This is a genomic window from Shewanella sp. 492 (assembly GCF_059338445.1).
The window spans coordinates 2743860-2763997 of record NZ_CM181702.1 but is presented as its reverse complement, the minus strand read 5'-3'; the positions used below and the strand labels follow the sequence as shown (position 1 = coordinate 2763997).

The 20138-nt window shown below is 45.1% G+C and carries 25 protein-coding genes; 13 read left to right on the top strand and 12 right to left on the bottom strand.

What is annotated here, in order from left to right:
• Nucleotides 1-47: 47 nt before the first annotated feature.
• The 4 genes from AC5YBX_RS12225 (at nucleotide 48) to AC5YBX_RS12210 (ending at nucleotide 3640) form a co-directional block, all read left to right on the top strand.
• The gene (locus AC5YBX_RS12225; RefSeq protein ID WP_475514477.1) at nucleotides 48-371 is read left to right on the top strand and encodes a YggL family protein; all 324 of its coding nucleotides are present in this window, start codon (nucleotides 48-50) and stop codon (nucleotides 369-371) included.
• Complete coding sequence (gene glsB / locus AC5YBX_RS12220; RefSeq protein ID WP_494521267.1) at nucleotides 371-1285, top strand: glutaminase B; 915 nt, start codon at nucleotides 371-373, stop codon at nucleotides 1283-1285. The genes AC5YBX_RS12225 and glsB overlap by 1 nt, the downstream gene beginning before the upstream one ends.
• A gap of 248 nt (nucleotides 1286-1533) precedes the next feature.
• A complete protein-coding gene (locus tag AC5YBX_RS12215) occupies nucleotides 1534-2355 on the top strand; it encodes a YggN family protein (protein ID WP_494523763.1) in 822 nt (273 codons plus the stop codon).
• A gap of 343 nt (nucleotides 2356-2698) precedes the next feature.
• Entirely contained in the window at nucleotides 2699-3640 is a 942-nt protein-coding gene (locus AC5YBX_RS12210) for a LysR family transcriptional regulator (protein ID WP_475514476.1), read from the top strand.
• A gap of 783 nt (nucleotides 3641-4423) precedes the next feature.
• Here AC5YBX_RS12210 and hemW read toward each other — a convergent pair.
• From hemW to AC5YBX_RS12175, 7 genes are all read right to left on the bottom strand, one after another.
• Complete coding sequence (gene hemW / locus AC5YBX_RS12205) at nucleotides 4424-5563, bottom strand: radical SAM family heme chaperone HemW (protein ID WP_494523762.1); 1140 nt, start codon at nucleotides 5561-5563, stop codon at nucleotides 4424-4426.
• Complete coding sequence (gene rdgB, locus AC5YBX_RS12200; RefSeq protein ID WP_494521270.1) at nucleotides 5563-6165, bottom strand: RdgB/HAM1 family non-canonical purine NTP pyrophosphatase; 603 nt, start codon at nucleotides 6163-6165, stop codon at nucleotides 5563-5565. Before rdgB ends, hemW begins: the two co-directional genes overlap by 1 nt.
• A 170-nt stretch (nucleotides 6166-6335) precedes the next feature.
• Nucleotides 6336-6770 carry a DUF4426 domain-containing protein gene (locus AC5YBX_RS12195; RefSeq protein ID WP_494523761.1) on the bottom strand — a complete coding sequence of 145 codons (435 nt, stop codon included), beginning with the start codon at nucleotides 6768-6770 and terminating at the stop codon, nucleotides 6336-6338.
• A 123-nt stretch (nucleotides 6771-6893) separates the two neighbouring features.
• Nucleotides 6894-7187, bottom strand: coding sequence for a DUF167 family protein YggU (gene yggU / locus AC5YBX_RS12190; RefSeq protein ID WP_494521272.1), 294 nt, complete (start codon nucleotides 7185-7187; stop codon nucleotides 6894-6896).
• Nucleotides 7187-7735 carry a YggT family protein gene (locus AC5YBX_RS12185; RefSeq protein WP_494521273.1) on the bottom strand — a complete coding sequence of 183 codons (549 nt, stop codon included), beginning with the start codon at nucleotides 7733-7735 and terminating at the stop codon, nucleotides 7187-7189. Before AC5YBX_RS12185 ends, yggU begins: the two co-directional genes overlap by 1 nt.
• A 27-nt stretch (nucleotides 7736-7762) precedes the next feature.
• On the bottom strand, nucleotides 7763-8581 hold the full coding sequence (gene proC, locus AC5YBX_RS12180) for a pyrroline-5-carboxylate reductase (protein WP_494523760.1): 819 nt from the start codon (nucleotides 8579-8581) through the stop codon (nucleotides 7763-7765).
• A 242-nt stretch (nucleotides 8582-8823) separates the two neighbouring features.
• Entirely contained in the window at nucleotides 8824-9519 is a 696-nt protein-coding gene (locus AC5YBX_RS12175; protein ID WP_494521275.1) for a YggS family pyridoxal phosphate-dependent enzyme, read from the bottom strand.
• A gap of 35 nt (nucleotides 9520-9554) precedes the next feature.
• Between AC5YBX_RS12175 and AC5YBX_RS12170 the strand changes: the two genes are divergently transcribed.
• The 4 genes from AC5YBX_RS12170 (at nucleotide 9555) to hemH (ending at nucleotide 13479) form a co-directional block, all read left to right on the top strand.
• Nucleotides 9555-10592 (top strand): type IV pilus twitching motility protein PilT, encoded by a 1038-nt coding sequence (locus AC5YBX_RS12170; RefSeq protein ID WP_110458530.1) that lies wholly within the window; start codon nucleotides 9555-9557, stop codon nucleotides 10590-10592.
• Nucleotides 10593-10606: 14 nt separating this feature from the next.
• Nucleotides 10607-11719: a PilT/PilU family type 4a pilus ATPase gene (locus tag AC5YBX_RS12165; RefSeq protein WP_475514468.1), complete on the top strand. Its 1113-nt coding sequence runs from the start codon at nucleotides 10607-10609 to the stop codon at nucleotides 11717-11719.
• A gap of 177 nt (nucleotides 11720-11896) precedes the next feature.
• On the top strand, nucleotides 11897-12439 hold the full coding sequence (locus tag AC5YBX_RS12160; RefSeq protein ID WP_494523759.1) for a glutathione peroxidase: 543 nt from the start codon (nucleotides 11897-11899) through the stop codon (nucleotides 12437-12439).
• 23 nt (nucleotides 12440-12462) lie between these two features.
• Nucleotides 12463-13479 (top strand): ferrochelatase, encoded by a 1017-nt coding sequence (gene hemH / locus AC5YBX_RS12155; protein WP_475514466.1) that lies wholly within the window; start codon nucleotides 12463-12465, stop codon nucleotides 13477-13479.
• A gap of 231 nt (nucleotides 13480-13710) precedes the next feature.
• On the opposite strand, the gene ruvX is transcribed toward hemH, so the two are convergent.
• The 4 genes from ruvX to AC5YBX_RS12135 all read right to left on the bottom strand — a co-directional run bounded on the left by ruvX (nucleotide 13711) and on the right by AC5YBX_RS12135 (nucleotide 15564).
• Nucleotides 13711-14130: a Holliday junction resolvase RuvX gene (ruvX, locus tag AC5YBX_RS12150; RefSeq protein WP_475514465.1), complete on the bottom strand. Its 420-nt coding sequence runs from the start codon at nucleotides 14128-14130 to the stop codon at nucleotides 13711-13713.
• Between the two features lie 19 nt (nucleotides 14131-14149).
• Nucleotides 14150-14707, bottom strand: a complete 558-nt coding sequence (locus tag AC5YBX_RS12145) for a YqgE/AlgH family protein (protein ID WP_494523758.1) — start codon at nucleotides 14705-14707, stop codon at nucleotides 14150-14152.
• 17 nt (nucleotides 14708-14724) lie between these two features.
• The gene (yciH, locus tag AC5YBX_RS12140) at nucleotides 14725-15054 is read right to left on the bottom strand and encodes a stress response translation initiation inhibitor YciH (RefSeq protein WP_475517015.1); all 330 of its coding nucleotides are present in this window, start codon (nucleotides 15052-15054) and stop codon (nucleotides 14725-14727) included.
• A gap of 198 nt (nucleotides 15055-15252) precedes the next feature.
• A complete protein-coding gene (locus AC5YBX_RS12135) occupies nucleotides 15253-15564 on the bottom strand; it encodes a hypothetical protein (RefSeq protein WP_475514463.1) in 312 nt (103 codons plus the stop codon).
• Between the two features lie 176 nt (nucleotides 15565-15740).
• Between AC5YBX_RS12135 and AC5YBX_RS12130 the strand changes: the two genes are divergently transcribed.
• Together AC5YBX_RS12130 and AC5YBX_RS12125 are read left to right on the top strand one after the other, a co-directional pair.
• Entirely contained in the window at nucleotides 15741-16301 is a 561-nt protein-coding gene (locus tag AC5YBX_RS12130) for a DUF4136 domain-containing protein (RefSeq protein ID WP_475514462.1), read from the top strand.
• Between the two features lie 258 nt (nucleotides 16302-16559).
• Nucleotides 16560-17012, top strand: coding sequence for a DUF924 family protein (locus tag AC5YBX_RS12125; RefSeq protein ID WP_494521279.1), 453 nt, complete (start codon nucleotides 16560-16562; stop codon nucleotides 17010-17012).
• Between the two features lie 84 nt (nucleotides 17013-17096).
• On the opposite strand, the gene AC5YBX_RS12120 is transcribed toward AC5YBX_RS12125, so the two are convergent.
• Nucleotides 17097-17402: a hypothetical protein gene (locus AC5YBX_RS12120; RefSeq protein ID WP_494523757.1), complete on the bottom strand. Its 306-nt coding sequence runs from the start codon at nucleotides 17400-17402 to the stop codon at nucleotides 17097-17099.
• A gap of 323 nt (nucleotides 17403-17725) precedes the next feature.
• On the opposite strand from AC5YBX_RS12120, the gene AC5YBX_RS12115 reads away from it, so the two are divergent.
• The 3 genes from AC5YBX_RS12115 (at nucleotide 17726) to phoB (ending at nucleotide 20086) form a co-directional block, all read left to right on the top strand.
• On the top strand, nucleotides 17726-18289 hold the full coding sequence (locus AC5YBX_RS12115) for an OmpA family protein (RefSeq protein WP_494523756.1): 564 nt from the start codon (nucleotides 17726-17728) through the stop codon (nucleotides 18287-18289).
• Nucleotides 18290-18321: 32 nt separating this feature from the next.
• Nucleotides 18322-19146: a mechanosensitive ion channel family protein gene (locus tag AC5YBX_RS12110; protein ID WP_494521282.1), complete on the top strand. Its 825-nt coding sequence runs from the start codon at nucleotides 18322-18324 to the stop codon at nucleotides 19144-19146.
• A 250-nt stretch (nucleotides 19147-19396) separates the two neighbouring features.
• Entirely contained in the window at nucleotides 19397-20086 is a 690-nt protein-coding gene (phoB, locus tag AC5YBX_RS12105) for a phosphate regulon transcriptional regulator PhoB (RefSeq protein WP_475514456.1), read from the top strand.
• Nucleotides 20087-20138 lie beyond the last annotated feature (52 nt).

Sequence of the window (20138 nt, the reverse complement as noted above, 5' to 3'; positions counted from 1 at the left end):
ATCTGGCTGTATTGAGTAAGTATTGTTAGCAATTAACGGGGTAAAATATGGCAACACGTAGCCGTCGTCTTCGCAAAAAACTGCGTATTGATGAGTTTCAAGAGTTTGGATTTGATGTTAACTGGACATTTGACGATTCAGTGTCAGAAGAGCAGATCGACACTATAGTGGATCAGTTTATTGCCCAAGTGATAGAGGCGCGTAAGTTAGGCTTCCACGGTGGTGGACATAAAGAGTGGGAAGGTATTGTTGCCACTCAGTCTATCGGTAAGTGCACCGAAGAAGACCGTGAAGCGGTACGTGCGTTTTGGCAGCAACAACCGACAACCAAGGTTGAAGTTAGCGAGCTTTACGATATTTGGTGGAATTAATGCCCGAACAGGCATTATTAGAGCAGGTGGTGGCGCAAGTTCGCCCCCTGCTCGGCCAAGGCAAGGTCGCCGACTATATTCCTGCATTAGCTAATGTCGATCCCGGTAAGTTAGGCATTGCGGTCACCACTATTGATGGCACCACCATAGGCGCTGGTGATTACTTAGAGCCTTTTTCGATACAAAGTATCTCCAAAGTGTTTAGCCTGACTGTGGCGCTCACCCTGTATGAAGAACTAGATATCTGGTCTCGGGTAGGCAAAGAACCATCTGGACAATCATTTAACTCCCTAGTGCAAATTGAACTTGAACGTGGCGTGCCGCGTAATCCGTTTATTAATGCTGGCGCTTTAATTATTGCCGATCTATTGCATACTCGTCTTGGTGCACCTAAGCAGCGCATGCTGGAGATAGTCAGGGGCCTTAGCGGTAACCCGCATATAGTGTATGACAAGCAGGTGGCTGCATCAGAATATGATCACAGCGCCCGCAATGCTGCGATTGCCTATTTGATGAAGTCTTTTGGTAATTTCAATAATGATGTCAATAAAGTCTTAAAAAACTATTTTCATTATTGTGCCATGCGTATGAGCTGCGCCGATCTGTCTAAGGCGATGCTTTACTTGGCGAATGGCGGTAAAAGTTTGTCGGGTGAGGCGATTGTTTCGCCGGTTCAGACCCGAAAGCTCAATGCCTTATTGGCTACATCTGGCCTATACGACGGCGCAGGGGAGTTTGCTTATCGCGTCGGCATGCCGGGTAAAAGTGGGGTTGGCGGTGGCATCATTGCCGTTATTCCCGGCGATATGAGCGTATGCGTTTGGTCGCCCGAGTTAGATAAAAATGGTAACTCTCTTGCTGGCACCGCAGCCCTTGAGCTGCTATCTCAATCTCTGGGTCGCTCGATTTTCTAATCTTTTGATGAGATTAGCAATAGTGACTAACTACTGGTTTAAATTGCTAACCTCTCGCTTATACCTCTTTTAAATAAATCCTTAAACAATTGATAGTTATACTTATATTTATTTTGGCATAAATCCTGTATTCATTGAGCTTACATTAAGTCAATCTAACAAGTGTCAACGATAGCGATATCTCATGCCCGTTTCTGGTGATGCCGCTGGCAATTGATATCCATAACTTATAATTAAGGATTAATGATATGAACAACATCAGCACTTCTTTGGGATTGTGTGCACTACTGGTCACTAGCAGCACTATGGCGAGCGAGCAAGATAATCGCTTTTCTTTTGGCCATGATAATCATCAGTGCGAGGTAAGCCTTAATTATGACGTGGCGGTTGAACCTCAGAAACTGGTGATAACAGAGGCTCAAAAAGAGGTGTATCGCATCGAGCTTGGCAAGCTGTATGTCGATGGCGTCGAGGTGGCACTCAACGAGGAGCAACGAACTTTAGTTAACCAATACGCTGATGAAGTGTCGAGACAGTTGCCAGAGGTTATTGATCTTGTTCATGATGCTGTGGATATTGCCTCAACCGCAGTCAGCATGGCGTTAACCCCTTTGCTTGGTGATGCGAGTGGCGCCAAAATTGATGAAATGATGGCCGGATTAAGCCAGCGAATTGATACTGTTGCTTACCAAAATGGCGATAAATTTTATCTAGGTGCTACAGAGTCTTCATTGGAAGAGACTTTCGGCCAAGAGTTTGAACAGCAGATGGAGCAATTGGTACAAAGCTCTATTGGTAGCATGATAATGACGCTAGGTAGCGAGATGATGAAAGGTGATGGCGACTCGTTTGAGCAAAAAATGCAAGCATTCGCCACCAAGATGGACAATGTCGGTAAAGATATCGAAGTGCAAATTGAGCAACAAAGTAATGATTTGCAGCAGCGCGCCGACAAACTGTGTGATGACTTTCAGCAGTTGGTTGCGCTTGAGTCGCAATTACGTCAACAAGTACCTGAGTTGACTGCTTATCCCCTAATGAATCCCCCTCAGAAACTATTGTTAGAATAACTGCGAATTGTTGCATCTTCTCTAGTAGGCCTTATATGGCTACATTTTCCCTACACTTGCCTTGGGTGTAGGGCTTTTTTGTTTGCAGGTTGGTTATATTTCTTCATTTACCCACAGAATCAATGCTAATGCATGGCAGGAATTAGAATTAAAGCGTAAATTTTTGGTATACTTGCGAAAAATTATAACAATGCTGGCTAAATTTCGATGATGAAATGAGTAACAGTTTGACTCTACTGTTAAGTTATTTTTAATTATCACAGAGATAACCATAAATGGGTGGCTTATCACTATGGTTTACAACATATATTAATATGGTCGCAAACACCTTAAGGCTATTTAAATGTTAGAACTTTTAGAACCTATTGCAATTTTTACTCATGTTGCTCGTGCAGGTAGTTTTAGTTCCGCCGCGCGTAAATTGGGGATTTCTAAATCTAAAGTTAGCACCCAGGTTGCTGATTTAGAACATAAACTTGGTGTTCAGCTGATCCAGCGTACCACGCGTAGTTTGAGTCTAACCGAGGCCGGACAGTTACTCTATACCCAAGGTGAAGAGTTACTGAGAGATGCCGAGCAAGCGGTTGCGAGTGTACACAATCTTAATGATGCCACCCGCGGTGTGCTTAAAGTGGGGATTTCACAGTCTTTTGGAACCATGCATCTTATTCCAGCATTACCTGATTTTATGGCTAAACATCCTGAGTTAGAATTACAGGTCAGCTTGTTAGACCATAAAGTGGATGTCGTCAGTGAAGGATTAGACCTGCTATTAACTATGTCAGAGCAATTGCCGCTGGGTATGGTGGCCAGACCCTTAATGAAGTGCCAGTTTTTACTGCTGGCTTCACCCGATTATGTCGAAAAGCATGGTTATCCTGAGCGTCCAGAGCAGTTAGTCGACCATAACTGTCTTGTGTATCAAGGCGAGTGGCACGAACACAGTGTTTGGCAGTTTAAGAAAGAAGATGATTATTGTGAGATAGGGGTCTCGGGTAACTTTAGGGTCGATAATGCACCTGCCCTGAAATCGGCTGCGGTTAGTGGTTTAGGTGTGGTGTATCTTGCCAGTTATCTATTAGAAGATGAGATAGCCAAAGGCACCTTAGTCCCGCTGTTACCAGAATGGCAATTGACTCACCATTTACCCTTGCAAGCCGTCTACCCACGACGTAAACATTTAGCACCCAAGGTGAGTGCATTTATTGACTTTATTAAGGGGCATATCGGTGCGCCACCTTATTGGGATGCGCCTTATGAGTCGCTATATGCTAAGCGAAAGTAATTTTGTAGACTCGTTATTGTTCTCGCAATGGTGCTAGTCTCTGCGGGGGAGTTTGTGAGAGAGTAAACATATAATTGAAAACATTGTTCTAGCATGAACACAATAAGCCCACAACCGATTGGTTGTAGGGCTTTTTTGTTTTAATTCATATAGTTAATCTTGCTTTGGCGATTGAGCTTGTGCTGATTTTTAAACGTGATAATAACTTGGCTATATTACACGTTGCACAACGTTCTTAATTTAATACAATAGTTGCAGTTGATTTGGGATGACCTGATCCCGTTAAGTCGATTAAGAATGACCCCTCTTGATCGGTTTTACGCAGGTTCGCACTATTTAGTACTATGCAATCTTAAATTGATGCTGGCAGCGGTTTAATAACTAAAACAATGCTAGCCTTAACCATCATCCTAGTTTTGGTTTACCCCAGCAAGGCTTGCTGGGGTGATTTTTCTTTATCAATAGCCCTGCGCCCTTCAATATACTTTCCATTAGCTATCCTAGTGCTATTTCTTATTTGTCCGACTAATGATTCGATTTTTGAGCACATTAACCAGCGCGGCAGGCTTAATTGAGTGCTGTTTTGTCATGATATCGCTATGCCTTAATGGGCTTGGAATGGCGATTGAATTTGTGGTTTCATCGTCAAGTTTATCGATTGATGACTGCTGAAATATTCAGATGGTTGTAGATAAAGGAAGGTACGCAGTAAGCGATATTTCGATTGCCCGCTAGTCTGTTCTAGCGGGCAGGAGAATAGTGCTGTATTAACAATATTGGCGATTAATCGCAGAACTGCGCGAGTAGTTCATTGACGAACATGTTGCCTTTGGGGGTGAGCTGCCAATGCTCGTCACCTGTGGTAACTAAGCCTTTTTGTTCACCCAGTAGCATACCCTTATCGAGTACACTGCGATGCAACCCTGTGCGCTGCTCGAACTCCAGTTTAGGGATAGGCGACATGAGCCGAAGGCGGTTCATTAGGTACTCTAGCGGGCGATCCTCATTTAGCACTTCACTCTTGTCAAACAGGTGATCTACTGCACTGAGATACCCCTTAGGGTGCTTAATTTTCACCGTGCGCCAAATGCGTTGTTCAGCTTCGAGGGTTATCTTGCCATGGGCACCGCAACCTATGCCTAGGTAATCACCAAACTGCCAATAGTTGAGGTTGTGTTGGCATTGATAGCCGGGTTTCGCATAGGCGGAGATCTCATATTGCTCATACCCAAGCTGTGCCAGACGTTGCTGCCCCTGTTCATATATGTGCCATAGCGCCTCATCATCGGGCAGTTGTGGCGGTTTAGAGTGGAACAGGGTGTTTGGCTCAATCGTCAGTTGATACCAAGACAGGTGCGGAGGGTTAAGTGCCGCGGCTGTTTCGATATCCTGCATGGCTTCGTCAAAGCTTTGATTAGGTAGCCCATGCATCAAGTCTAAGTTAAAGCTATTGTAGTTAGCCTGCTGGGCTTTTTCTGCCGCCACTTGAGCTTCATCTTTATCATGGATGCGTCCTAATAGATTAAGCTTATCGCTGGCAAAACTTTGTACCCCAATTGATAAGCGCGTAACGCCTGCTGCGCGGTAGGCGGCAAAGTCATCGTGCTCTAAGGTGCCTGGGTTGGCTTCCATGGTGATTTCGATATTGTCTTTAAAGGCAATTTGTTCTCTTACACCTTCAAGTAACCGTTGTATTTGGCTCGCATCAAACAGTGACGGCGTGCCGCCACCAATAAAGATGGAGTGTAGCTTACGCCCCTGAACATATTGATGATCTTTAGCTAAGTCGACCAGCAGTGCATCGACATATTCTTGCTGGGGCAGCTCGCCATGTTGACCGTGCGAATTAAAGTCACAATAAGGGCATTTTTGGACACACCATGGGATGTGAATATAGAGACTCAGTGGTGGCAGTAGTAACATTACCCTAGTACGCCTTTGGCTTGTAATTCAGCAAGTAACAGTTGCATCGCCTTACCGCGGTGGCTTAAGGCATTTTTCTCTTCGCTGCTCATTTGTGCCGCGCTGCATTGATGATGCTCTGGGATAAAAATCGGATCGTAGCCATGACCATTATCGCCTTGGGGCTCGAAAGCAATACTTCCTTCCCACGCCGCTTGGCAGATAATTGGAGTCGGATCATCTGCATGACGCATATAGACCAAAATACATTGAAAGCGCGCACTGCGCTGCTCGGGGCTATCTTTTAATGCTGCTAGGAGTTTGTTGTAATTATCGCTGTCACTGGCATTGTCACCGCCGTAACGGGCCGAATAGATCCCTGGCGCGCCGCCAAGAACGTCGACCTCTAGTCCTGAGTCATCGGCAATGGCCGCTAGTCCGGTAATGTTTGCGGCGTGACGCGCCTTGATAATCGCATTTTCAACAAAGGTGGTGCCTGTTTCAGGCACTTCTTCAACATTGAACTGGCTTTGGGGCAGTACTTCGATACCAAATTCAGCTAAGATTTCAGCAAACTCTTTTAACTTGCCTTTATTGCCGCTGGCTAACACTATTTTATTCATCTGGAGCACCAATGAGAGATGGAGATAATTGGCGGCAATGATACCCAAGCTGGGGCCGAAACGGTAGGGGAAAGCGCGTTTTACTTTGCTCTTTAGCGGCGACTAAAAAGCAAAGTGCTGTGCCGTGTTTGTGTGAGGCGCAGCTCGCTGTGTACTGTTATTTTTTAGGCTTAATCGACATAAAATTTCTGCTTAAAGGTGATCTGGGTATTGAGTTTATTGCCGTATTTAATTGCCACCTGAAAATTGATTTCTTGATCATCACGATAAGGCACTTCAGCGATGTAGTAGATGGCGTCGCCTTCTCTTATTTCGCGAAATACTAAATCGAGACGAGCATCGAGCAGATTATTGGCAATGCCAGAAATTTCCACCGGGATAGCAGGATTACCTTCTTTGCTGGTGTCTAGCACAGAGATATTAATTAATCCTGTGTAGCTGCTACGTTTTATGCCATAGGTTTTGGCTATATTTGGGGTGATGAAAGTGCTGCCTAAGGCGACATAATGAATATCGTAATAGCCCACGCTCTGTTTTTGCTCGGCGCTAGCGTGACCTGCTATGCCTAGCGACAGCAATAGAGCGCAAAATAAAGAACGAAACATGGTTAACTCCTAGAGACTAAATAATGGATATTAGTATAGCTTTTAATGCTTAACTTGGTGTCTTTAAGCATAGCGGTATTGAGTCTTAATATTGAATTTAGACTACTTTCGAGCATCATTAGTTTATAGCGTGAGTAAGCTCGCAATCTCATCAGGCAGCTGTTTTGGCGCCAACACCTTAACTTGTTTATGGCGACCCAATTCGCCTTTTTCGATAACAATATGGCTTTTCGGCACCTTAAACAGCTTGGCCAAATATTTGCTCAAATGAGCGTTGGCCTTGCCGTCGATAGGCGGAGCGGTGATCGCCACTTTCAGCTCCTCACCATGGGGACCCACAATCTGGTCCCGGCTGGCTTTAGGTTGTATATAGAGCTTGAGCAGCAGATCACCTTGCTCTTGTGTCACTGACGCCATTAAACATTGGCCCAAAATGGCACGTATTGAGCGAGCAAAATATTGACAAAGTTAAGAATGATCATCATCACCAGTAACGACAAATCTAACCCTCCCATCGGCGGCAAAATACGGCGGATCGGTGACAATAGTGGCTCTGTTAGTTGTGCCATGACCATTTCGATAGGGTTATGGCCTTGGCTCACCCAGCTTAAAATTGCACGTAAAATCAACATCCAAAACAGCAATACCCCAGCCTCTTTAACCACTGAGACTACAGATATCAGTAAAATTGTCGGAATGCTAATGGCGGCGCCAGCAATCAAGCTGAGTATGACAAACTTAGCCACAACCACTAATAGGGCAAGTACCACTGATGCGGTATCTAATGCCCCTATAGAGGGGATGATACGTCGCATTGGCGCCACAATGGGTTGAGTGGCTTTTACCACAAATTGGCTAAATGGGTTGTAAAAATCGGCGCGAGCCAGCTGCAACCAGATGCGGATAATGACCACCATCAGGTACAGGTCGAAAACGGTACTGATTAAAAAGCTAAATGCGTTCATTGGATCTCTCTATTTAACGGTATTGAATTAAAATTGTTTAACCATCTCTGCGGCGCGATCCATACAATCGTGCATTGCATTTCTGACGATGCCCCTTAAATTAGCCGCTTCAAATGCCGCTAATGCTTGCGCCGTAGTGCCGCCTTTAGAGGTGACATTTTCGCGTAACTGTCCGGCCGACAGTTGTGGATTTTGCTTCACCATTTGCGCGGCGCCAAGGGCGGCTTGCTGCACTAATTGACGGGCCATATCCTCGTCAACGCCATCTTGCTTCGCGCTGTCAATCATAGCCTCCATCATCAGGAAAAAATAGGCGGGGGAACTGCCCGCTAACGCAATGACTTGATTAAGATCATCTTCCTTTGACACCCACACAGTTTCGCCGCCACTTTGCATGATTTGTTCGCACAGGGCTTTGTCTTGTGATGACACCGACGGCTGGGCATACAGGCCAGTCATGCCGTAGCCGATTTGCGTTGGCGTGTTTGGCATAGTGCGAATGAGCTTTATCGGCTGCTTAAAATAATCATGATAACGTGATGCCGCTACGCCCGCAGCTATGGTAATAATCAGTTTTTGTGATAAATCTAAGTCGCTTAATGCTTCGCACACTTGCTGCATTAACTGAGGTTTTACCGCCAGAACGATAACATCGGCTTCAATAGCCGCTTGGCGATTATCATGTGACACCTTGATACCGAGTTGCTGCGATAAGACTTGCAGCTTAGCTTCACTGGGGTTGGTGGCGTGGATGAGTTCAGCTGGATAGCCACTGTTGACTAAACCGCTGGCGATGCTGCGCGTCATGTTACCGGCACCAATAAAGCATATTTTTTTCTGTATCATAAGGGTCTCTGTTTTTTTGCCTAAAACTGATGTTAATAATATTAGGGCAAGTGATGAAAAAACAAGGCTTGTCAATCTAATAGACTAGCCTGCTGATGGGGCAGCATTTAGATTAGCACTTTTACACCGACCTAATTTTACGCTGTTTAGGGCATCGCTATGCTATTTCGGGCCTATTATTGCCAGCCAATCATTGCTAGCCAATCACTCCTGAGCGATGACGATTGCAGATTGAGATTAACCTAGCTACGGGCACCGAAAATGGCGCTGCCAATACGTACTAGGGTCGAGCCAGAAGCTATCGCCATTTCCAAATCGTTACTCATACCCATCGACAGAGTGTCAAGCTGCGGATATTTGACTTGTAATGCTTGATATAGCTGCTGCATATGTGACAACTCTTGCTGTTGGCGGTGCTCATCATCGGTTGCAGTAGGAATTGCCATCAACCCGCGTAAACATAAATGTGGTAATGAGTCGATCACATCTGCCAATGCCGTTATCTGCTCCTCATCAGGGGGGAGCCCAGATTTACTGGCTTCTTGGCTGATATTAAGTTGAATACACACATTGAGCGGCGCGCACTGAAGCGGGCGCTGCTCATTTAGGCGCTGAGCTATCTTGGCTCGGTCTAGGGTGTGCATCCAATCAAAGTGCTCGGCAATCACTTTCGTTTTATTCGATTGCAGCGGGCCGATAAAATGCCATTCAATATCGGGGTAGTCAGCTTTTAGGGCAATAATCTTGGATTCACCCTCTTGAACATAGTTTTCACCAAAAAGACGTTGTCCGGCCTGATAAGCGGCTACTATCTGTGAAATAGGCTTAGTTTTACTCACTGCCAGTAGCTTTATTTCGTCACTATGACGTGATGAATTTTGCGCCGCTTGAGCGATTCTTTGGTGGGCTAGCGCCAGTCTGTCTGCTATTGTTGTCATGGTCTACGTTTTTGGTTAAATGGATATCCCAAACTATGGAAATCACAGAGTTACTTGCCTTTAGTGTAAAGCACAATGCATCGGATCTACACCTTTCTGCAGGTGTATCGCCAATGATACGTGTAGATGGTGAGGTCAGAAAGATTAATCTGCCTGCTTTAGACCACCAAGGCGTGCACAGCCTTGTTTATGACATCATGAATGATAAGCAGCGTAAAGATTACGAAGAACATCTTGAAATCGATTTCTCCTTTGAAGTACCTAATTTAGCCCGTTTCCGTGTTAACGCCTTTAACCAGTCTCGTGGCGCAGCAGCGGTATTTCGTACTATTCCCAGTGAAATTTTAAGCCTAGAAAAACTCGGCGCCCCTGAGATTTTTAAAAAGATAGCCAGTTACCCTCGTGGCTTAGTATTGGTGACGGGGCCGACAGGCTCGGGTAAGAGTACCACCTTGGCGGCAATGATCGATTACGTTAATGAAAACCGCCATGATCATATTTTGACCATTGAAGACCCTATCGAATTCGTCCACCAAAATAAGCAATGTTTGATTAACCAACGTGAAGTGCATCGCCACACTCACAGCTTTAATGCCGCGCTCAGAAGTGCACTGCGTGAAGACCCTGATGTGATTTTGGTGGGGGAAATGCGCGATCTCGAAACCATACGTTTGGCGATGACGGCGGCAGAAACCGGCCACTTAGTCTTTGGCACCTTGCATACCACCTCTGCGGCGAAAACCATTGACCGTGTGGTCGATGTATTTCCCGAAGGTGAAAAAGGCATGGTCAGAACCATGTTATCAGAATCGCTGCAGGCGGTGATTTCACAAACCCTGATTAAGAAGGTGGGCGGTGGTCGTGTTGCAGCCCATGAGATCATGATGGGAACACCGGCCATTCGTAACTTAATCCGTGAAGATAAGGTCGCCCAGATGTATTCAGCCATTCAAACGGGTATGGCCCATGGCATGCAAACCTTAGATCAGTGTTTACAAAACTTGGTCAATCGAGGCCTGATCACTCGCGAAGACGCCATGTCAAAGAGTTCCAATAAGAACGCTAGTTTCTAAGTTAAGGTAGTATTATGGAAGTTCGTCCTTTTTTAAAAGTCATGGTCGATCGCAAAGCGTCGGATCTGTTCATTACCGCAGGCTTTCCCCCTAGCGCCAAAATCGATGGTGAGGTCAGGCAACTGGCCGAAAATCCGTTTACGCCGCAGCAATCGCTTGAGTTTGTCGAAGCGTTAATGACTGAAGCGCAGCGTAAAGAGTTTCATGAAAGTCGTGAATGTAACTTTGCCTTTGCGGCCAAAGATCTGGGGCGTTTTCGTGTCAGTGCCTTTTGGCAACGCGAATCTCCCGGTTGCGTGATGCGCCGTATCGAAACCAAGATCCCTGAGGTTGAAGATTTAAAATTACCGCCCATCCTAAAAGATTTAGTCATGAGTAAGCGTGGTCTTATCATCATGGTTGGGGGCACCGGCACGGGTAAATCAACCTCTTTAGCCGCATTAGTGGGTTATCGTAATGCTAATGCCCGCGGGCATATTTTAACTATCGAAGACCCGGTTGAATTTGTACATGATCACCGCAAGAGCATTATTACCCAGCGCGAAGTAGGTATCGATACCGAATCGTTTGATGCCGCGCTTAAAAGTTCGTTACGTCAGGCGCCCGATGTCATTTTGATTGGTGAGATCCGCAGCCAGGAGACCATGGAATTTGCCCTCTCTTTTGCCGAAACGGGTCACTTATGTATGGCGACCTTACATGCTAATAATGCCAACCAAGCGTTAGATCGTATTATGCACCTAGTTCCTGAGAGTAAGCATCAGCAGTTACTGTTTGATTTATCGCTTAACTTACGGGGTATTGTGGCGCAGCAACTGGTGCCAAAAAGTGATGGTACGGGTCGCCGAGCCGCCATTGAAGTACTCATCAATACTCCGCGAGTCGCCAGTTTGATCGCCAAAAACGAACTGCATGTGTTAAAAGAGACCATGGCCAAGTCTAATGAGCAAGGCATGCAAACATTCGATCAGGCGTTATTAAAGCTCTATGTTGAGGGCGAAATAAGCTATGCCGATGCGCTGCATCATGCCGACTCTCCTAACGACTTGCGCTTAATGATTAAGCTACAAAGTAGTGAACCAACGAGCTCAGGTTTTATGGAAGGTGTAACTCTAGACTTAGATTAACGCCTTATGTGACAAAGCCGAAAAACCTCTATGGTTATCGGCTTTGTCATTATGTGAGTAGACGTTAATTTTATGCCGCTAACTGAAGCCAATTATCCGCTGAAGAATCTTTCGATGCTGTGATCTAATACACTGATTAACACGTATATTCGCCTTTACAGTGCTGGAGATATCACGATGAAATCGATATTATTACCCTTAGTTGTTTTAGGCATGGCAAGCTTATCAAGCCAAGCAAGTGCGGCGGAATGTGCCGAGTTTTTCCAAGTTGAGGCGCGTAAGTTGCATTCTGAGCAAGAACTCGACTTGTGTAAGTTGACCCAAGGCAAGCCGGTATTAGTGGTCAATACTGCCAGCCGTTGTGGCTATACCTCGCAATTTAAAGGCTTAGAGCAACTGCACCAGCGCTATAAAGATAGCGGCTTAGTGGTATTAGGCTTTCCTTCTAATGACTTTAATCAAGAAGAAGCACAGGAGGTAAAAACCGCCGATGTGTGTTACATCAATTACGGCGTCACCTTTACCATGCTAGCCACAGGCGCGGTAAAAGGCGATGCGGCCCAGCGTCCATTTGACCACTTAGCCGCGGTGACTAAAGCTCCCAGCTGGAACTTTAATAAATACTTAATCAGCGCCGACGGTAAACAAGTTCAACGATTTGCTTCTAGTGTAAAACCTAACGACAGTGTTTTAATCGAAGCAATTGAAAAGCAATTATAAAAATTGAAAATCAGGGAGTTAAATTGGCTAAATATATTGGTTTAACCAAAGAGCAAGGGCATCAAAAGCGATCGAAAGTAACGGTATTGCTGATGAATTTAGGCACCCCTAGCGCACCGACAACATCAGCGGTGCGTCGTTATTTGGCCGAGTTCTTGGCCGATCCGCGTGTGGTCGAGATCCCTAAGCTACTTTGGATGATCATTTTACATGGCATTATCTTACGAGTGAGACCGGCTAAATCGGCCGCGTTATACAAGCAAATTTGGGGAGAGTCAGGCTCGCCATTGATGGAGATCACCCAAAAACAGACGGCCAAGTTAGCAGAGCGGTTTCGTGAGCGCGGTGATGACATTAATGTCGATTTCTGTATGCGTTACGGTGAGCCAAGTGTCAAAGACACCCTAAACCGTTTACATCAACAAGGCACAGACAAGCTAGTCGTGTTGCCGCTTTATCCTCAATATGCGGCGCCAACCACGGCATCGGCGTTTGATGCCTTGACCTTAGAACTGCGTAATTGGCGCTATCTACCCAGCGTGCATTTTATTAATACCTATCATGACAACCCTGATTATATTGCCGCATTGGCCGACTCTATTCAGCGTGATTTTGACAAACATGGTAAGCCGAAGAAGCTAGTGATCTCTTATCACGGCATGCCTGAGCGTAATTTACATTTAGGCGATCCTTACTCTTGTTTTTGTCATAAAACCACCCGTTTAGTGGTGGAAAAGCTAGGTCTTACAGAGAGTGATTACATTACCACCTTCCAATCTCGATTCGGTAAGGCAAAATGGCTGACGCCTTATACCGATGAGACGCTGCAACGCTTGGGCAATGAAGGAGTAGATGATGTCGCCATTATCTGCCCAGCATTTAGTGCTGACTGTTTAGAGACGTTAGAAGAGATTGAACATGAAAATCGTCAGGTGTTTATCGAAGCTGGTGGCAAGCAGTATCGTTATATTGCTGCGCTAAACGATGATGATGCGCATATTGCGATGATGGAAAATTTAGTTAAGCCTTACTTGGTTTAACACACTCAATATTTATCACTTGTAAATATCTATAGGCCTTCCAATGAAGGCCTATTTTATTTTGGCGCAAAGTTTGTTGGCCTTGGAATGAAGAGCAATCACATCTGCTTGAGTAGCGGTTGGCTGCATTTTCATTTATTGAAAGCGTTTGAAGGGCAAACCTTCACTGTTATTAATCGCCTGCTCGGTGGGGGGGAATGTGCAAGCCAGTCGCAACTGGCTCGGGTGAGGTTAATAAAGGTTCTCGAAATAGCTTTCGATAATCAGCACAGCGGACATCGAGTCCACTTGTCCTTTCGATAGTGCTTTAAAGCCACCCATTTCAAACAGTCGCGCTTTAGCATCGGCCGTGGTTAAGCGCTCATCTTGGGTGGCGGTTTTGACGCCAAATCGGCCGCTGATTCGGTTGGCAAACTTACGCGCCCTTTGGGTCATCTCTTGTTCGCTGCCATCCATGTTGAGTGGTAAACCGACGACGACAATATCGGGTTTCCACTCATCGATTAACGCGCCAATTTCTTCCCATTGCGGGATGCCATCATTAGCTTTAATTGACGTTAGCGGGGTAGCACTTGCGGTAATTTGTTGGCCTATTGCCACGCCAATACTCTTAGTGCCGAAGTCGAAACCAAGCACTGTTGCTGCATTCATCTCTTATGTCCTGTTGGGGTTAGGCATGGCCTATTTGGTTGCAAAGCTGGCCAATATCAAAGCCTAGGGTTTGGGTGGCCTTTTGCCAGCGTTGCTCGTGTGGCGTTTTAAATAAAATATCGAGAGAGGCGGGGATGGTTAACCATGAATTTTCCCCTAACTCTTGCTCTAATTGCTGCCGGCCCCATCCGGCGTAACCTAGTGCGACAATAAAGTTGTCGGGTGCATTGTTACTGCCCAGTGAAGCCAGTACATCGCGCGATGTAGTGAGCATTATTTCATCATTTATAAGCTGACTATTACTCCACTTATCTTGGGGGGTGTGAAGCACAAAGCCCTTTTCTTGTTCTACAGGGCCGCCAAGCAGTACTTCACTGTTAATGCTGTCAACTTTATTGACCTCGTTGAGGTTCATCTGCTGCAGTAGCTCATTAACATCGATACCGACTGGGCGGTTAATCATCAGCCCCATGGCGCCTTGTTGGTTGTGTTCACATAAGTAGATGACTGAACGCTCGAAAAAGGTATCGTGAAGCGAAGACATTGCAATAAGTAGATGATGCTGCAAACTTTCCATCTAGCACTCCAGAGTCATTAGCCACCGGCTAATTTAACTTGATAATTGAGTTTTTCAAGTAGGGTTTTGAGTTGTTCGCGATTGTCGGTTTGTACTTCAATATTGAACTCTTTGACCGTGCCGCCGCAACCGCACTGTTTTTTGAGCTTCTGTGCTAATGCTTTTAACTCTTTTTCATCTAACCCTAGGCCTTTTATAACAGAGACCCCTTTGCCTTTACGGCCTTTGCTGTCTTTGTGAATTCGGACTATGCCGTCACCTTGTGGGGCGGATTCTGGCTGTTTCTTTTCAGTGATTTTGCCTATATCTGTGCTATAGACTAAAGCTACATTAGGATCGATTCTCATCTTTAATCGGACGGTTATGGGCGATATATCGAGTTTACCAAATTGCGCTATCCAGTGGGAGGTCTTCGCAACATTAGACAAAAAAAAGACCACAAAAATGTGGTCATGGATAAGGCTTTATATCAATCTGCAGGGAGATATAAAGTCTGTATTATCCCAAAGCAACTAACGAATTAGCGCAAGGTGTGAGCAAATGGGTTATCGCTGTAATACTAATAATAGCAGGCTTAATGCGGTAAATGCCGCGCCAGTAATAATATAAGGGTGTAGTTTAGGTACTGCCACTGCGAAGCCTGTAAGGGTAAAGGCCATTGCAACCGTAAGGTAAGGGGCGTTGTCTAAGGTGGCTAAAATAAAAGCAAGCGACATCAACAATAGCAGTGGCAGTAGCAAGCATCGCCACTGCCCTTTAATTTGGGTGAGAGAGTCGGCGGTTGGCGTGGCTAATGACTTTGGCGCAAAGACAAAAATAGCACTGGCGATAACAAATGCACTGATAAACCAAGTCATATTTAACCCCCTTTTTAAATCTAATTGATAATCATTATCATTTGGTGGTTGCTTCAAGTCAAGGTATTTATGTTTTACAGTGTGCCAAAATAGAGTTGTAGATCAGAAATTTGCTCTGTAAGCTAAAATTTAATGAGTTAGGTTGATAGTAGGCCTTGTTTTTTGCTGGAGTTAGTATGAAAAAAATAATCGTTTTAGCAGCTGCGCTAGCGTTAACTGCTTGTAGCACGATGAAGTCGAGCTCAGATTATGATCCAAAAGTAAATTTTAATCAGATTAAAAGTTATGCTTGGGTAGATAAAAGAAATGATGATACGACTTATCATCTTGATGGTTTGATGGATCAACGTGTTAGAAGTGCTATCGAGAGTCAGTTGCAACTTAAAGGCATCACCAAAACCCGCGCCGAACAGGCCGATGTATTAGTGAACTACTTTACTAAGGTCGATAAAAAAATTGATGTTGATACTTTCAATACCAACTTTGGCTACAACCCCTATTATGGGCCGGGCTGGGCATGGGGTGGCAATATGCATACCCAAACTACGGTGCGCGAATATGAAGTGGGTACTTTAGTGGTCGACTTGGTTGATCGTAGTTCTGGGCAGTTAATTTGGCGTGGTTCTGTTGCCGATACCGTGCGCAATAAGAACACCCCCGAAGAGCGTATTGAAGTGGTTAATCGGGCGATTGCCGAGGTGATGACCCACTACCCACCCAAAGCTGAAGTAAAATAGTACTGAGGGTTGAACTCTTAGCGTAATGCATCAATGGCAATGTTATCAGGTGATAAATTCAATTTTACTTTTGATGGTTAACATTAAAACAACACAAGCGGCTCAGGTCGCTTGTGTTGTTTCTATCTATTAGGTTAGATGCGTAAAAGTTGCATACTCCACAAGCAGAGGTATTTAGACCAAAGTGCTAGATATTATTGCTGCTCTCTGGTGCTATTCTCACCAGACTATCTACTGGTTATGGGTTATGGAGGCAGCGTGGAACAGTTTTTACAGCAATGGTTTCATCATTACGATAAAGGTGTAGGCGTAGAGGCGAGTGATTTGAGCCAAGAGACTACTCGACATTGGCAATGTTTACTCCTTAACGCCAAAAGTGGTCAACTTAATAGCTGGCAACATAATCCACCAGGCAGGTTGGCACTGATTTTACTCATGGGACCTGTGGCGCACCTTTTAGAAGATGATAGCGCCATGACATTACAGCTTAAAGCTAGAGAGCTGTGTGTCTCAGGGGTTGATAAAGGTTTTGATACCCAATTAGAGCCAGTGCAACGCCGCTGTTTTTACGATCCGCTATTTTATTCAGCTAAAGCCGATGATAGAGCCTTGTTGATCCGCTTACTCGAAGGGATGCAGTCGCAATTAGCTTCTGCGGCCAAGCCTGCTTGGTCTACCTGGTATCAGCAAGCATCTGTTGCAAGTCATTAAGTCACCATGTGCAGTGAATGCTTATTTTAAGTGAGTGAGCAGCGATTATTGGTTACGCAATCCTGAACAATATGACTTCATATGTTATGTGACCATATTGTTCATCATATTTTTAAGTAGTTGCCTTACTAAGCAGCTGAGCTCCTCATTGATACCATGATGTTGTATTACGTCAACATTCACTATCCAACCAAATTGTTCAAAAGACATAGATATGCTGCATAATTGCTGTTTGTTCAGTGCTTCTTGAGCTAAATGTTCGGGTAATAGTGCCCAGCCAAAGCCTGATTTAGTCTGCTCCAACAACACATAATAATTGTCCGCATCCCCAACATCTGGCGAGTGTTGTAATTGATAACTTGAGTGCTGAGTATCTTTTGCTCCGATCACCAATTGTCGATATAACGTTAAGCTGTGGGTAGCGCTCTGCTAGCATTTTCAGTTGCTCGGTTAAGTCAGCCTATGGCACTCCTTCGTCTATGGCTAAACTAAATCGCTGCGGAACACACCGGCCTCTATCTTGGCTATGTGTTCGAGTAACTGGCGACGGATGGCTATACTGGTTAACAGATTCGTTTGAGATGTTGAGCTCTTCGTTGGCGATTGGCGCTTAAGTAGCTAAAATGGATGGGATATTAATGATTTTTAATTGCATTTCATCCCCTTGTTAGTAAAAGAGGCAATAAATCTGCCGCACTTTTAGGTCAGTTATAATGAACATATTTATTCGCATAGGGCTGTTAGTATTAGCGGGATTGTATTGTGCGAATGCCTTTTCGTGGCAAGATACAGATAACGACGGTGTGCCCGATCCCAAAGATGCTTGTCCACATACTGCGGCAGACACCAGAGTCGACGCCCGTGGCTGTGAAAAACTAAGGCTGGTGTCTTTGTGTTTACCGACAACCAGTGGTGAGGCATATCCGGCACAATGTAAACTTAATGAATCAGTTAGGATCTACTTTCGCTTTGCTCGTGCCGAGGTGGATTATTCACAATGGTTCAGTATTGCTCGGTTAGCGACTTGGTTAACTGATCATCCCATTAAGTTGTGTATTGTTGGCCATACCGATAGTGTAGGCACTGCAGAGTTTAATCAAGTTTTGTCTTATGATAGAGCCTTGAATGTCAAAAAAGTACTTGTTGAAGAGTATGGGTTTAATCCCAGTCGGTTTTGTATCGCAGGCAAAGGCAGTACTCAGCCCATTGCCAGTAATGCCTCTGTTGCCGGGCGAGCACAAAATCGACGAGCCGAATTTATTGTCGAGACGCGGTAGTTACCGGGTTTATATTATTGAGGGAACGTTAAATGGAAAACTTGGATAGTTATATTGCACAAGCGCCAGAGCTTATCATGACCTACGGTTTGCAGGTTGTGTTAGCTCTGGTGATTTTCGTTGTTGGTAAATACTTTGCCAATATTGCTAAAAAAATCACCAGTAAATTATTAACTAAACGCAAGATAGATCCGACGGTTGTCTCGTTTGTGTCTAATTTGGCGTGGGCGGCGGTGTTTGTCTTTACCGTGATAGCCACGTTAGGACAGATAGGGGTGCAGACGGCTTCATTAGTGGCCGTTATCGGTGCCGCCGGTTTGGCTGTGGGTCTTGCATTACAGGGCTCTCTATCAAACTTTGCCTCTGGCGTGTTAATGGTAATATTTCGTCCTTGTCGTGTCGGGGACTATATTGAGGCTGCGGGTATCGCGGGGACAGTCGATGAGATCACCATCTTTTCGACTAAACTGCGCACCCCTGACAACAAGGTGATTGTTGCGCCTAATTCCTCGGTTATGAATGGCACTATTACCAACTACTCGGCAATGGACACTCGTCGTATCGATTTAGTCATTGGGGTCTCTTATGATGCCGATCTAAAAGAGACTAAGGCGGTATTAAAAAGTGTATTAGATAATAATAGCTATGTACTCAAGGAGCCTGCCTACACAGTGGCACTGGTTGAGTTGGCTAATTCATCGGTTAATTTTGTGGTGCGTCCTTGGGTTAAAGGCAGTGATTACTGGCCTGCACGCTTTGAGATCCTTGAGCAAATTAAAGTCGCGCTGGATGAAGCTAATATTGGTATTCCTTATCCACAAATGGATATTTACGTCAAAGAAACACCCGCCACTTAAGCATTAATCTTATTGTGTGGTCTAAAGCCAGCCGTTACTCACGGCTGGCTTTTTTGTTTGCCATTTATCTAAGGTGAATACCCTAAAGCGGTGATATACAGCGGCGAAGAATTACCTTGGCTCCTCTCTGTTTTTAAGTTTCATGACAATAATAAGCGACTTTATGACAATATAGGGGGGCTGATTCATAATTTTGTAATAAAACGGCCTAATAATGGCAACGTGGGTATTCACTGATAGAAGATCGCATATGACTGCTAGGATTTTGATAGTTGAAGATGAGTTAGCCATCCGAGAGATGTTAGCTTTTGTTTTAGAACAACATGGATTTACGACAACTACAGCAGAGGATTTTGATTCAGCACTCGACATGCTGACAGAGCCCTATCCCGATTTAGTGCTGCTGGATTGGATGTTTCCCGGTGGGAGTGGTATTCAATTAGCTAAAAAGCTGCGTCAGGATGAATTTACGCGCCATATACCGGTGATCATGTTAACGGCAAGGGGCGAAGAGGAAGATAAGGTCAAAGGGCTAGAAGTCGGCGCCGATGACTATATTACCAAGCCTTTTTCGCCTAAAGAGTTGGTAGCACGAATTAAGGCGGTTATGCGCCGCAGTGCGCCTACGGCCTTAGATGAACCTATTGATGTGCAAGGTCTGGTGCTAGACCCTGTTAGTCACCGAGTCACCGTCGGCGAACAGGTAGTCGATATGGGGCCGACCGAGTTTAGATTATTGCATTTCTTTATGACCCATCCAGAGCGAGTATATAGCCGCGAACAACTGCTTGATAATGTGTGGGGCACTAATGTGTATGTTGAAGACCGCACCGTTGATGTGCATATTCGCCGCTTACGTAAAGCCGTTGAACCCTCTAATCACGACAGGTTGATTCAAACCGTTAGAGGGGCCGGGTACCGTTTTTCGACCCGGCTCTAATGGCTTGTGTTGAGTTAATGGGTGCATGAAAATTTAATAGGCGTTAGCCTCA

What these genes read in the sequence shown, in the direction of transcription:
- AC5YBX_RS12225 (WP_475514477.1), top strand. Translation starts at nt 48, where the DNA reads ATGGCAACACGTAGCCGTCGTCTTCGCAAAAAACTGCGTATTGATGAG.
- glsB (WP_494521267.1), top strand. Translation starts at nt 371, where the DNA reads ATGCCCGAACAGGCATTATTAGAGCAGGTGGTGGCGCAAGTTCGCCCC.
- AC5YBX_RS12215 (WP_494523763.1), top strand. Translation starts at nt 1,534, where the DNA reads ATGAACAACATCAGCACTTCTTTGGGATTGTGTGCACTACTGGTCACT.
- AC5YBX_RS12210 (WP_475514476.1), top strand. Translation starts at nt 2,699, where the DNA reads ATGTTAGAACTTTTAGAACCTATTGCAATTTTTACTCATGTTGCTCGT.
- hemW (WP_494523762.1), bottom strand. Translation starts at nt 5,563, where the DNA reads ATGTTACTACTGCCACCACTGAGTCTCTATATTCACATCCCATGGTGT.
- rdgB (WP_494521270.1), bottom strand. Translation starts at nt 6,165, where the DNA reads ATGAATAAAATAGTGTTAGCCAGCGGCAATAAAGGCAAGTTAAAAGAG.
- AC5YBX_RS12195 (WP_494523761.1), bottom strand. Translation starts at nt 6,770, where the DNA reads ATGTTTCGTTCTTTATTTTGCGCTCTATTGCTGTCGCTAGGCATAGCA.
- yggU (WP_494521272.1), bottom strand. Translation starts at nt 7,187, where the DNA reads ATGGCGTCAGTGACACAAGAGCAAGGTGATCTGCTGCTCAAGCTCTAT.
- AC5YBX_RS12185 (WP_494521273.1), bottom strand. Translation starts at nt 7,735, where the DNA reads ATGAACGCATTTAGCTTTTTAATCAGTACCGTTTTCGACCTGTACCTG.
- proC (WP_494523760.1), bottom strand. Translation starts at nt 8,581, where the DNA reads ATGATACAGAAAAAAATATGCTTTATTGGTGCCGGTAACATGACGCGC.
- AC5YBX_RS12175 (WP_494521275.1), bottom strand. Translation starts at nt 9,519, where the DNA reads ATGACAACAATAGCAGACAGACTGGCGCTAGCCCACCAAAGAATCGCT.
- AC5YBX_RS12170 (WP_110458530.1), top strand. Translation starts at nt 9,555, where the DNA reads ATGGAAATCACAGAGTTACTTGCCTTTAGTGTAAAGCACAATGCATCG.
- AC5YBX_RS12165 (WP_475514468.1), top strand. Translation starts at nt 10,607, where the DNA reads ATGGAAGTTCGTCCTTTTTTAAAAGTCATGGTCGATCGCAAAGCGTCG.
- AC5YBX_RS12160 (WP_494523759.1), top strand. Translation starts at nt 11,897, where the DNA reads ATGAAATCGATATTATTACCCTTAGTTGTTTTAGGCATGGCAAGCTTA.
- ruvX (WP_475514465.1), bottom strand. Translation starts at nt 14,130, where the DNA reads ATGAATGCAGCAACAGTGCTTGGTTTCGACTTCGGCACTAAGAGTATT.
- AC5YBX_RS12145 (WP_494523758.1), bottom strand. Translation starts at nt 14,707, where the DNA reads ATGGAAAGTTTGCAGCATCATCTACTTATTGCAATGTCTTCGCTTCAC.
- yciH (WP_475517015.1), bottom strand. Translation starts at nt 15,054, where the DNA reads ATGAGAATCGATCCTAATGTAGCTTTAGTCTATAGCACAGATATAGGC.
- AC5YBX_RS12135 (WP_475514463.1), bottom strand. Translation starts at nt 15,564, where the DNA reads ATGACTTGGTTTATCAGTGCATTTGTTATCGCCAGTGCTATTTTTGTC.
- AC5YBX_RS12130 (WP_475514462.1), top strand. Translation starts at nt 15,741, where the DNA reads ATGAAAAAAATAATCGTTTTAGCAGCTGCGCTAGCGTTAACTGCTTGT.
- AC5YBX_RS12115 (WP_494523756.1), top strand. Translation starts at nt 17,726, where the DNA reads ATGAACATATTTATTCGCATAGGGCTGTTAGTATTAGCGGGATTGTAT.
- AC5YBX_RS12110 (WP_494521282.1), top strand. Translation starts at nt 18,322, where the DNA reads ATGGAAAACTTGGATAGTTATATTGCACAAGCGCCAGAGCTTATCATG.
- phoB (WP_475514456.1), top strand. Translation starts at nt 19,397, where the DNA reads ATGACTGCTAGGATTTTGATAGTTGAAGATGAGTTAGCCATCCGAGAG.